This window comes from Okeania sp. SIO2F4 (genome assembly GCF_010672385.1).
Lineage (GTDB): Bacteria > Cyanobacteriota > Cyanobacteriia > Cyanobacteriales > Microcoleaceae > Trichodesmium.
Map to the genome: position 1 here is coordinate 3,283 of NZ_JAAHGT010000102.1, position 13,491 is coordinate 16,773.

Annotated in this window: 5 protein-coding genes; 2 read left to right on the plus strand and 3 right to left on the minus strand. The window is 41.2% G+C overall.

What is annotated here, in order from left to right:
- Positions 1 to 5,559: Ig-like domain-containing protein (locus tag F6K22_RS09275; protein ID WP_293096216.1), on the plus strand; the 5,559-nt coding region annotated here is incomplete at its 5' end.
- A gap of 334 nt (positions 5,560 to 5,893) precedes the next feature.
- Here the strand turns inward: F6K22_RS09275 and F6K22_RS09280 are convergent.
- A complete protein-coding gene (locus F6K22_RS09280) occupies positions 5,894 to 8,431 on the minus strand; it encodes a glycogen/starch/alpha-glucan phosphorylase (protein ID WP_293096219.1) in 2,538 nt (845 codons plus the stop codon).
- Positions 8,432 to 8,863: 432 nt separating this feature from the next.
- Here F6K22_RS09280 and F6K22_RS09285 point away from each other — a divergent pair, with 432 nt between their 5' ends.
- Positions 8,864 to 10,213: a cytochrome P450 gene (locus F6K22_RS09285; protein WP_293096222.1), complete on the plus strand. Its 1,350-nt coding sequence runs from the start codon at positions 8,864 to 8,866 to the stop codon at positions 10,211 to 10,213.
- Positions 10,214 to 10,575: 362 nt separating this feature from the next.
- On the opposite strand, the gene F6K22_RS09290 is transcribed toward F6K22_RS09285, so the two are convergent.
- Both F6K22_RS09290 and F6K22_RS09295 read right to left on the minus strand, forming a co-directional pair.
- Entirely contained in the window at positions 10,576 to 11,574 is a 999-nt protein-coding gene (locus tag F6K22_RS09290) for an ABC transporter permease (protein WP_293096225.1), read from the minus strand.
- A gap of 737 nt (positions 11,575 to 12,311) precedes the next feature.
- Positions 12,312 to 13,418: an ABC transporter permease gene (locus F6K22_RS09295; protein ID WP_293096228.1), complete on the minus strand. Its 1,107-nt coding sequence runs from the start codon at positions 13,416 to 13,418 to the stop codon at positions 12,312 to 12,314.
- Between the last annotated feature and the right edge of the window lie 73 nt (positions 13,419 to 13,491).

Consider the following 13,491-nt stretch of genomic DNA (forward strand, 5'->3'; position numbering starts at 1 on the left):
ACCATCGACCCCAACACCATCGACATTGACCCCAATACACCAGGAAATCAAAATACCATCACAGTACCAGAAGGCACATTTACCGTAGATAATAACGGAAACCTCACCTTCACCCCCGAACCAGGTTTTATCGGACAAGTAACCATCCCCTACACAGTAGCAGACAACGACGGCGAAACCTCCAACCAAGCCGAGATCGCTGTCGAAGTCGTCAACATCCCCCCTGTAGCCAACGACGACAGCGCCAGCACTGAACCAGGACAACCAGTCACATTCAATATCACTGATAACGACAACGACATAGACGGCACCATCGACCCCAGCACCATCGACATTGACCTCAATACACCAGGACTTCAACAAACATTAACACTACCAACTCAAGGCACATTTACCGTAGATAATAACGGAAACCTCACCTTCACCCCCGTTGATAGTTTTGTCGGAGAAGTAAATATTCCCTACACAGTCGCAGACAATAATGGCAGTACATCAGAAATAGCCAATATCAACGTTTCTATTACCACAGAACTACCATTTGCCACAGATGACAACGCCAGTACCACAGTTGATACACCAGTCAGTTTCAACATCACAGATAACGACATACCCGATGAAGGAACTCAGATCAACCAAGCAACCATCGACCTCGACCCCAGCACCTCGGGAATTCAACAAACACTAACTGTAGACCAAGGAAACTTTACAGTAGATGAGAATGGAGAACTAACATTTACTCCCACACCAGGGTTTCAAGGAATTGTCACCATTCCTTACACCGTAGAAGATACAACAGGAAACCTCACCAACCAAGGCAACATTACCGTAGAAGTCATAGACAACCCACCCATAGCCACAGACGACAATGACAGTACCCCAGTCAACCAACCAGTAACATTCAATATTAGTAACAACGATATTGACCCAGATGGAGTTGTAGACCCAACCACAATAGACTTAAACCCAAGCACCCCTGGAATCGAGCCTACATTCACAGTTCCCACTCAAGGTACTTTCAATGTAGACGAAAATGGGGATGTCACCTTCACACCCGAAACCGACTTTGTCGGAGCAGTAACCATACCCTACACAATAGCAGATGAAAACAATAATAGGTCAATCAGTGCCAATATCACAGTTACAGTAACCAACTTACCACCTATAGCTACAGACAACAGTGAAAATACACAACAAGGGCAACCAGTCACCTTCAATATTACAGATAATGATACTGACCCCGACAGTACAATAGACCCAAGCACAGTAGACATTAACCCAATTACAGTTGAACGAGACACCAGTCTAACTATAGCAGGAGAAGGCACTTATACAGTAGATGATAGCGGAAATATTACCTTAACCCCAGAAGCCGAATTTACTGGCACAACCACTCCCATTACATATACTATTCAAGATAACTTAGGAGCAGTATCCAACGAAGCTAATATTACTGTAGATGTCATACCAAACCTGCCAGAAAACCAACCCCCCGTTGCCAACAATGACAACAGCACAACATTAAGCGGTCAAGCAGTCACATTCAACATCACTGATAACGACAACGACATAGACGGCACCATCGACCCCAACACCATCGACATTGACCCCAATACACCAGGAAATCAAAATACCATCACAGTACCAGAAGGCACATTTACCGTAGATAATAACGGAAACCTCACCTTCACCCCCGAACCAGGTTTTATCGGACAAGTAACCATCCCCTACACAGTAGCAGACAACGACGGCGAAACCTCCAACCAAGCCGAGATCGCTGTCGAAGTCGTCAACATCCCCCCTGTAGCCAACGACGACAGCGCCAGCACTGAACCAGGACAACCAGTCACATTCAATATCACTGATAACGACAACGACATAGACGGCACCATCGACCCCAGCACCATCGACATTGACCTCAATACACCAGGACTTCAACAAACATTAACACTACCAACTCAAGGCACATTTACCGTAGATAATAACGGAAACCTCACCTTCACCCCCGTTGATAGTTTTGTCGGAGAAGTAAATATTCCCTACACAGTCGCAGACAATAATGGCAGTACATCAGAAATAGCCAATATCAACGTTTCTATTACCACAGAACTACCATTTGCCACAGATGACAACGCCAGTACCACAGTTGATACACCAGTCAGTTTCAACATCACAGATAACGACATACCCGATGAAGGAACTCAGATCAACCAAGCAACCATCGACCTCGACCCCAGCACCTCGGGAATTCAACAAACACTAACTGTAGACCAAGGAAACTTTACAGTAGATGAGAATGGAGAACTAACATTTACTCCCACACCAGGGTTTCAAGGAATTGTCACCATTCCTTACACCGTAGAAGATACAACAGGAAACCTCACCAACCAAGGCAACATTACCGTAGAAGTCATAGACAACCCACCCATAGCCACAGACGACAATGACAGTACCCCAGTCAACCAACCAGTAACATTCAATATTAGTAACAACGATATTGACCCAGATGGAGTTGTAGACCCAACCACAATAGACTTAAACCCAAGCACCCCTGGAATCGAGCCTACATTCACAGTTCCCACTCAAGGTACTTTCAATGTAGACGAAAATGGGGATGTCACCTTCACACCCGAAACCGACTTTGTCGGAGCAGTAACCATACCCTACACAATAGCAGATGAAAACAATAATAGGTCAATCAGTGCCAATATCACAGTTACAGTAACCAACTTACCACCTATAGCTACAGACAACAGTGAAAATACACAACAAGGGCAACCAGTCACCTTCAATATTACAGATAATGATACTGACCCCGACAGTACAATAGACCCAAGCACAGTAGACATTAACCCAATTACAGTTGAACGAGACACCAGTCTAACTATAGCAGGAGAAGGCACTTATACAGTAGATGATGCCGGAAATATTACCTTTACCCCAGAAGCCGAATTTACTGGCACAACCACTCCCATTACATATACTATTCAAGATAACTTGGGAGCAGTATCCAACGAAGCTAATATTACTGTAGATGTGACTCCCATACCAGTATTAACAGATGACACAGCCAGCACCACCACCAACACCCCAGTCACATTCAGCATCACCGACAACGATCGTGGCATCGACCAGGCTACCATCGACCTCGACCTCAGCACACCAGGAATACAGCCAAACATCACAGTCCCCGGTGAAGGCACATTTACCCTAGACAATGATGGCAACGTTACCTTCACCCCCGTTGATGGTTTCGAGGGTACAACTACAATTTCTTATGAAGCACAAGACCCAGACGGCAACCCCTTAGCACCCGCTGACATTTCTGTAGATGTGACTCCCATACCAGTATTAACAGATGACACAGCCAGCACCACCACCAACACCCCAGTCACATTCAGCATCACCGACAACGATCGTGGCATCGACCAGGCTACCATCGACCTCGACCTCAGCACACCAGGAATACAGCCAAACATCACAGTCCCTGGAGAAGGCACATTTACCGTAGACAATGATGGCAACGTTACCTTCACCCCCGTTGATGGTTTCGAGGGTACAACTACAATTTCTTATGAAGCACAAGACCCAGACGGCAACCCCTTAGCACCCGCTGACATTTCTGTAGATGTAGCCTCTACCCCAGAACCTACCCCAGAACCTACCCCAGAACCTACCCCAGAACCTACCCCAGAACCTACCCCAGAACCTACTCCAGAACCTACTCCAGAACCTACTCCAGAACCTACTCCAGAACCTACCCCAGAACCTACCCCAGAACCTACCCCAGAACCTACCCCAGAACCTACTCCAGAACCTACTCCAGAACCTACTCCAGAACCTACTCCAGAACCTACTCCAGAGCCTACTCCAGAGCCTACTCCAGAACCTACTCCAGAACCTACTCCAGAACCTACTCCAGAGCCTACTCCAGAGCCTACTCCAGAACCTACCCCAGAGCCAATAGATGATGACCATTCTTGTCCTCCACCTCCAACTATAGAACTTGTAGATTTACCTGTTGTACCTTCTCTAGTTCTTAATTCCAATCAATTTGAAGAGTTTTTCTTCGGTACAGAAGACGGGGAAGTTATTCAAAGTAGTAACCTAAATCGAACTGGTATTGCTATTGATGGTTTGGAAGGCGACGATATTATGGAAGGTTCTGAAGATAGTGACACCATGTTTGGTGGTCTGGGAAATGACTCAATTTTTGCTAAGCGTGAATCTGACTTTGTTAATGGTAAAGAACAAAATGATGAGATCTACGCTGGAAAAGGTGACGATACAGGTCGTGGAGGTAAGGATGACGATCTGATATATGGTGATATCGGCAGCGATACCCTATTAGGCGATCGAGGTAACGATTTCTTATGGGGTGGTACTCCTGGTGGTAACGACAAAGACTCCACAGGCAGCGATTTTATGAACGGTGGCAGGGGGAATGATTACCTCAATGGTAACCGTTACAACGATATGCTCATGGGCGGTAAGGATGATGATAGTATCCATGGTGGTAAAGGTGATGACATTATGTTCGGACAGGAAGGTAACGACCTACTTCTGGGTGAAAATGGTGATGACCAAATTGTTGCCGACCCTAGCTCAAGTTCATCAGAAGAGGAAATCGGAGTAGATTCTGTTTATGGCGGTCGCGGTAACGATGTCATGCAAGGCAGTCGTGGAGATGATTTAATGCACGGAGGTAAAGAAAACGATTTCATTTATGGTGGTAAAGATAATGATTTAATGTTTGGCGACGAAGGAGACGATACTCTTTTAGGTGAAGAAGGAGATGACAGTATTTTTGGAGGCAACAATAGTGTTGTTGATGGTGATGTATCAGGAGAAGACTACATTGATGGTGGTGCCGGAAATGATTTCCTCAGTGGTAACTATGCTAATGACACTATCATTAGTGGTGAAGGTGATGATACTGCACGAGGTGGTAAAGATGATGACTTGATGTATGGTCGGTTAGGGGACGACCTGATGTTTGGGGATCAAGGTAATGATACCCTATGTGGTTGTGAAGGCAATGATACCATGTATGGTGACAACCCCGAACTTGTAGCACCATTAGGGACGGAAGGTCAGCAAGACCAGTTATTTGGTGGTATAGGAGACGACCTAATGTTTGGTAATCAAGGTCAGGATACATTGTATGGAGAGGAAGGTAATGATACTTTGTTAGGTGGTGCCGATAATGATACCTTGTTTGGAACGTCAGGAAACGACTCTCTTTTAGGAGAAGCAGGTGACGATTTCTTGTATGGAGGGGAAGGTGATGATACTCTCTCTGGAGGTAGTGGTAGCGATCGCTTCCTGCTCAACTTTGACCAAGGACTAGATGTTATTACTGACTTCGATATTAATCAAGACTTCCTTGTATTAGCTAATGGATTAAATATCAATGAACAAAGTTTAACTGTTGAGACTGTTGATAGTAACATTTCAATTTTCTTGAACGATCAACTTTTAGTCACTTTAGAAAATTTATCTGCAACCTCAGAGCAAATAGCAACTCGGTTCACTACTCTGAGTGATTCCTTAATCGTCTAATCAGGGAATAGGGAGTAAGGAATAGAAAATAGGGAGTAGGGTTGAAAAACCTATTCCCTCTGACTCTACCGACAGAGACCCTACACCAGAACTTTCCACTTGCTGGATAATATCAAATCCTGTAGTATTGGTATACAGCGCTTTTGCTGATTGATAAACCACATCGTCATAATCAAAACCCTGTAGGGGCGAATGGCCATTCGCCCCTACTGTGGTCTACTGAAATGAAAACCGCTGTAAATAAAGAGACGTTACCAGGAACGTCTCTTCATCACATTAACTCAAATCACATCATTTTTGATACTTGATGGCTCAAGATTAAAAATTAGAGCAATTAATTATCTACCTTCAAACCAGCATTATCTTGAGTATACGTTTCTTGATTAATCTTCACAGGTGTTGCTCCCCAAATCTCTTTCGCATATTCCATAATTGTCCGATCGGAAGAAAATTTACCCATCCGAACAGAATTATAAATAGACATTTTTGTCCATTTTTCTTTGTCTTGGAAAGCTTGACTAACCTTTTCCTGACATTCAATATAAGCCTGATAGTCAGCTAATAGCATATATTGGTCATTGTACAGTAGAGAATCAATCAGAGGCTTAAATAGATTAGGATTGCCTTTGCTAAACCGACCACTAGCAATCCGATCGATTACAGCCTTTAACTCTGGATTTGTATTATAGTAATCCAAAGGTTTATAACCCTTAGCCTTCAAATCGAAAACTTCTTCAGCAGTTAGACCAAATAGGAAGAAATTCTCCGCTCCCACCTCTTCACGAATCTCAATATTAGCTCCGTCAAGAGTACCAATAGTCATCGCTCCATTCATGGCAAACTTCATATTACCAGTTCCCGATGCTTCTTTGCCAGCAGTAGAAATTTGCTCTGATAAATCGGCAGCAGGATAAATTAACTGACCTAATGAAGCATTAAAGTTAGCCAAGAAAACTACTTTCAGGCGACCACGCACATCAGGGTCCTCATTAACTACATCAGCAACAGCATTAGTCAACTTAATAATTAACTTAGCCATATAGTAACCAGGAGCTGCCTTGCCACCAAAAATGAATGTGCGAGGTTGAATATCAATACTAGGATTTTGCTTAATCCGGTTGTAAAGAGTAATGATGTGGAATAAATCCAAATGTTGACGTTTATACTCATGGATACGTTTGACTTGAATATCAAACAGAGAATTAGTATCCACTTCAATCCGATTATGCTTTAAAATGTACTCTGCCAGGTTAGCTTTATTCTCCTGCTTAATTTGTTGCCAACGGTTACAAAATTCTACATCATCAACATATTTTTCTAGTTGCCTTAGTTTATCTAAATCTCGCAACCAACTATCTCCTAATTTCTCAGAAAATAACGCAGAAAGTTTAGGATTACTCAATAAAATCCAACGACGGGGAGTTACTCCATTAGTTTTATTGAGGAACTTTTCTGGGAAAAGTTTGTAGAAATCTTTGAGTACACCTTTTTTCAGCAATTCTGTGTGTAGAGCTGCTACCCCATTCACCGCATGACTACCCACAGTCGCCAAATTTGCCATCCGAACTGATTTTTCTGGTGTTTCCTCAATTATAGATACACGAGAGATTAATTCCTTATCTTTGGGATACCAAGTTTTTACTTGCTCTATAAAGCGGTGATTAATTTCATAGATAATCTCTAAGTGGCGAGGTAGCAGACTACCAAACAAACTAATTACCCAACGTTCTAACGCTTCTGGTAACAAGGTATGGTTAGTATAGGCAAAAGTATTTTGAGTAATATGCCATGCACGCTCCCAGTCCATATCATACTCATCAATGAACAACCGCATCATTTCCGCAATAGCAACAGCAGGGTGAGTATCATTTAACTGAATTGCTGTTTTATCGCTTAAGTTATCTAAGTTTTGGTGGTTAGACAAATGCCTGCGGATTATATCTTGTAAGGCACAGGAAACGAAGAAATATTGCTGTTTGAGTCGGAGTTCCTTACCTTGGGGAGTGTTGTCATTAGGATAGAGAACTTTGGAAATCGTCTCGGAACTCATTTTTTCCGCTACTGCACCATCGTAGTTTCCAGAATTGAACTCTTCAAACTTAAAATCTACACTAGCTTCTGCACGCCACAGACGTAGTGGATTAACTGTATTCACTTTATACCCAGGAACAGGAGTATCATAAGGGATACCAATGACAGTTTCGCCCGGAACCCATGTTACCCGATAATGACCTTTGTCATCACGATATGCTTCTGTAGTGCCACCAAACTTAACTTCTACCTGTTCTGCTGGACGAGCTATTTCCCAGGGGTTGCCAAAGCGCAGCCACTTATCAGGAATTTCAGCTTGCCATCCATCTTGTACAGTTTGGGTGAAAATGCCAAACTCATAGCGAATACCATGACCCATCGCAGGAATTTCCAGGGTAGCTAGAGAGTCTAAAAAACAAGCTGCTAACCTACCCAAACCCCCATTTCCTAAACCTGGATCATCTTCTTGTTCTAGTAGTTCATCCAAGTTAAGTCCAGATTGGCTAACTGCTTGACGAATTTCTTCATATATGCCTAGATTAATCAAACTATTACCTAGGTGACGACCCATGAGAAATTCTGCTGATAAGTAGTATACTACTTTAACATCTTTCTCATTGTAGGTACGAATTGTAGAAAGAAACCGTTGGAGTAAGCGATCCCGTATAGTATAAGCCAGAGCTCGGTAGAAATCATCCTGTTTTGCCATTGACTCATAAGTCCCTTGCAAATAAAACAGGTTATCCGCTAGTGCACGTCTTAGAGTAGTAACACTCATACCTGTGCGATCGTCTTCTACCCGAATTTGATTTTCAGCAGTGGGGTTGATGGGTTGATTCATTAGCGCTCCTTAAATTTTACTGTCATCAATTTTATTTCAGTAGAAAGGTGGTTAGACTGATTAGCTTTGCCACACAGGAGTTATTTTATAGGAAACTTTGGAATGAAGTGAGACTAGCCAATTGAATTATATCCGTTTACTAATCTAGGCAGAATTAAAGTATATAACTATCAAAGGTTTTCGAGAATATAAATATTTAATTTTAATCATTTTTACAGAATTGATGGTAGAATTTGGGTATTTTTTGGCCATCGAATAGAGAAAATATTATAGATAAAATATAGTCTGAGATAGATCACAAAAACTATAATATGACCAAAAAATAAGGTCAATAGTCTGCCCTTTTAAGGGGATAAAAAATAAAATGGATTTTCTTGCCTCCTAATTAAACTGGAGGAACTGATAATTGATAACTGATAACTGATAACTGAAATGACATTACCTAATGGCCCAGCCCTGTCACCTTTACAAAGAAGACTCCGGACTTGGAAATTTATTTTTAGTCCCTTATCTACCATAGAAGAGGGATACTCTAAATATGGAGATGTTTTTAGAACAAATACGAATTCTTTGTTCCCTTTCATCTACTTCTGTAACCCTAAAGCCATTCAACAAATTTTTACTGCTCACCCTGATACTTTTGGTTTAGGAGGTCGTAGTAGTATTTTGCAATATTTTGTGGGCAAAAACTCTCTACTCTTCCAAGATGGCGATCGCCACCAAAGGCAAAGAAAACTATTAATGCCACCTTTTCATGGCGATCGGATGCGTAACTATGGAAACTTAATCTATAACATTAGTTCTGATGTCATTAGTCAGTGGCAAATAGATAAACCTTTTCCGATCCGCAGGTCAACCCAAGAAATATCTCTCAAAGTAATTCTGGGTGCTGTATTTGGTTTAAATCAAGGACAACGTTATGAAAAACTTAGACTTCTGATGTCTGATGTTCTCGACTCTATGAGTTCTCCCATTAGTTCTATTTTTCTGTTTTTTAATGTCTTCCGCAAAGACTGGGGACCTTGGAGTCCTTGGGGGAGATTTTTGCGGAAAAGGCAAGAACTCCACGAACTAATATTGGCAGAAATTGAAACTGCAAAGAAAGAGGGAAATCATACTGATGATATTCTTAGTTTATTACTAGAAGCGCGTGATGAAGCAGGTCATCCCATGAGTGATGAAGAAATTAAGGATGAACTGCTGACAATGCTTTTTGCCGGTCACGAAACTACGGCGTCAGCTTTAGCATGGGCGTTATATTGGATTGACAAAATCCCATCAGTGCGGGAAAAAATAAGGGCAGAATTAGCAACTCTTCCGGATAACTCAGACAAAGTTGCCATTACTAAACTTCCTTATCTCAGTGCTGTTTGCCAAGAAACTCTACGCATTTATCCCATTGCGCTCGGTGCTGTTCCTAGAATTGTTAAGAAACCTATAGAAATTATGGGTTATCAATTGGAACCGGGAACGGTGGCAATGGTGTCTATTTATCTGACTCATCACCGGGAAGATATTTATCCAGAACCTAAACAATTTAAACCAGAACGTTTTCTCGAAAGACAATTTTCACCTTATGAATATTTACCATTTGGAGGAGGGAGTCGTCGTTGTATAGGTTCAGCTTTTGCTTTATTTGAAATGAAATTGGTACTGGCGACTATTTTATCACAGTACGAACTTAAGTTAGTTTCTAATCGACCAATTAAACCTGTTCGGAGGGGCTTAACTATGGCGCCACCAGGAAATATGCGAATGGTTGTTAAAACAGAAGTTTCATAGACCTGTTGCTTTATAACTTAAAAAACCCTGTAGGGGCGTTCCATAGAACGTCCCTACCAATGGATAATTGATAATTAATCAATTGGGTTTAAAGCCTCTCATTTTAATGATAAAAAAATAAATTATGATTTACTTATATTCAATTCCTTTACGGTTTTAATCGAGGTAATTATCCATTATTCATTATCAATTATCAATTCATAAACTCCTCATACCAAATCCGGTATAGATATACCCGTTATATCCCGCCCTGTAGAGACCTTGCATGCAAGGTCTCTACAGGGTTTTCCTAGTTTATAAAAACTGGTCTTTTTAAACCGGATTTGGTATCAATATATATTCTTTATTCCCGACTACACCTCCTAATTTTTATTATCTTTTAAATACACTTTTCCTAAAGCAGCAGGAGGGGTAGATTTACCTGCTAAACCAATTAAAGCAAATAGAGCAATAACATAAGGTAACATCTCTAAAAATTGATAGGGAATATTGAGATTAAAAGCTTGAACTCTCAATTGCAAAGCTTCTGTTGCGCCAAATAATAAACAAGCTAAAACGGTATAAACTGGATGCCATCTACCAAATATTATGGCTGCTAAGGCAATAAAACCTTTTCCACTACTCATGCCTTCGGTGAAAAATTTAACATGAACTAATGCTAAATAAACTCCTCCTAAACTTGCCAAGCAACCACTAAAACCTACACTCAAATAACGCACAAAACTAACAGATATTCCGGCTGTTGCTGCTGCTTGAGGATATTCGCCAACTGCTCTTAAGGCTAAACCCCAACTGGTATTAAATATGATATAAGTAGAAACAGGAATGAATAGTAAAAGTAAATAAAATAATAGGTCTTGATTGAAAAATATTCCTAAAATTGGTAAGTCTTTTAATCCGAAAATATTGATAGTTTCAATACCTGGTAGAGCAATTGTGCCACTGTCGAATAATACTCTAGCTCCATAAGCTGTTAATCCTGATGCTGCTAAATTTATTGCCAGACTTGAGACTATTTGATTGACTTTTAAATTGACACAAAGATAGGCATGAATTAAGCCTACAATTCCTCCAGCTAAAATAGCGATTAAGGTTCCAAAGTAGACATTTTCAGTAGTAATAGAAACAGCAGCACTGACAAAAGCTCCTGTTAATAACATTCCTTCTAAAGCAATATTTAGAACGCCGGAACGTTCGGAAAATATTCCACCTAAAGCGGCAAAAGCTAGAGGAACAGAAAGTCTGATTGTGGCAGATAAATAATCAGATAATAGGGAGTAGGGAGTAGGGAGTAGGGAGTAGTGAACAGGGAAATTAGGTATAATATATCTTTGTGCTTGGTCTATAATCGTTAACAACATTATTCTTGCTTATTTATTTCTTAACAACTGAAGTCTTGAAAAAGTATAGCATTAGTTTCGGAAATTTATTATTTTAGGGTGCGTTAGATAGTTAAAATTTAGACTGTGATATCAAATTCGGATAATTAGTTATTGTAGTCATTCCGACTGGAACAGAGTGGAAGGAAGCAATCTCAGGGGTGAGGCGAGATTGCTTCCTGTCGTCGCAATGACAACTGTTTAACCGGATTCTATATGAAAGACATTTAAGAATCTGTCGTAACGGACTATTTTAGTTGTGTCGGTCTACTAAAATATAACCCAACAATTATAACTTTTTGTTGGGTTTCCTTTGTCAACCCAACTTACTGCATAGAACCGATGAATCCGCGCCAACCTAACCCCCCTGCCCCCTTCCCTTGTAGGGAAGGGGGGTTTAAAAGCCTCTCTCCTTGTAGGAGAGAGGTTTGGAGAGAGGTTTTTCTAAGTTTAAAAAAAGTTTCTAAGAGGAAAGTTTAATAAGTGTAAAACTATTTAACTGAACTACTTTTAATTTGAAAATTAAATCTTTTTCTTTGCTCTTCAAACGCTAGACTTATTGCTAAAAACAATTTGGATAAGTTCATATTCCTGTTTTGAGTGATGAATCCGCGCCAACCTAACCCCCCAACCCCCTTCCCTACCAGGGAAGGAGGTGTTTCCCCCCTCTCAAAAGCAGGAGAGGGGTTGGGGGAGAGGTCTTAATTGATGAAATTTACCTACTTCTGAGTGCTGAGTGCTGAATGCTCTTCAAATGCCAAACTTATTGCTAAAAACAACATTGTCAAACCTTGAATAGCATAAACAATAGTTATGGAAACTCCTGCACTACGTTGCATTACGTTCGCTCCACTCCTGAGAACGCCAAAAAATAGGGATGTTAAAATTACTGCTAGTGGGTTGCCTCGACTTAATAATGCAATAGCGATCGCGTCAAAACCATAACCAGGAGAAAAGTTTTCAAACAGTCGATATTTTGCTCCTAATACTTCTGCGCTTCCTGCTAAACCTGCCAAACCACCGGATAAACCCATGACTGCCAGAATAGTCTGGTTAACAGAAATTCCACCGTAACGAGCTGCGGTAGAGTTTTGTCCGACGGCATCCACTTGATAACCGAAGGTAGTCAACGACAACACGACGGCTAAAATTATGGCAATAGCTAACCCTAATAAAATTCCGGCGTGAGCTTGAGTTCTGGGCAAAATTATCGGTAAACGTGCTGACTCGGCAATGAGGGGAGTGTACGGACTAGGAGCGTCGGGGGCGATCAGTGGTTCGTTTACCATGTAATTGACAAAATTTTGAGCGATGTAATTTAGTAGTAAAGTAGTCAGCACCTCATTTAAACCACGGGCGACTTTGAGATAACCAGCGATCGCTCCCCAAATTGCTCCGAGAAGAAAACCTCCTGTCAATGCTAGGGGTAAATGTATCCATATTGGGAAGTTAGGTAAATATAGTCCGGCGACAACACTACCTAAAGCACCCATATAAATTTGCCCTTCCCCACCGAGATTAAATAAACCTGCTCGTAATGCTATTAATATTCCTAAACTTGCGAGTAATAGTGGGGTGGTTTTGCTGAGGGTGTCGCTGAAACCAAAGTAGGTTGTTAGAGATTCTTGGAATAGAGCAGTATAGGCAGTTACAGGATTGGTTTTTGCTAAGAGCATTAGAGCTGCTCCTGTTAATAAGGCGGCGAATACGGCGAATATTGGGAGTAGAATTGATTTGATAATTTTCTGCATCATTTTGTAGTAGATCGTAGGTTGGGTTAAGCGACAGCGCAACCCAACAGAAAGCTTATCGACTTGCTTTACCATTATGGCTATACCACCACCGTTGATTTTTGTTGGGTTTCCTCCGTCAACCCAACCTACACAATACTATAAACCA

What these genes read in the sequence shown, in the direction of transcription:
- F6K22_RS09290 (WP_293096225.1), bottom strand. Translation starts at nt 11,574, where the DNA reads ATGTTGTTAACGATTATAGACCAAGCACAAAGATATATTATACCTAAT.
- F6K22_RS09295 (WP_293096228.1), bottom strand. Translation starts at nt 13,418, where the DNA reads ATGGTAAAGCAAGTCGATAAGCTTTCTGTTGGGTTGCGCTGTCGCTTA.
- F6K22_RS09280 (WP_293096219.1), bottom strand. Translation starts at nt 8,431, where the DNA reads ATGAATCAACCCATCAACCCCACTGCTGAAAATCAAATTCGGGTAGAA.
- F6K22_RS09285 (WP_293096222.1), top strand. Translation starts at nt 8,864, where the DNA reads ATGACATTACCTAATGGCCCAGCCCTGTCACCTTTACAAAGAAGACTC.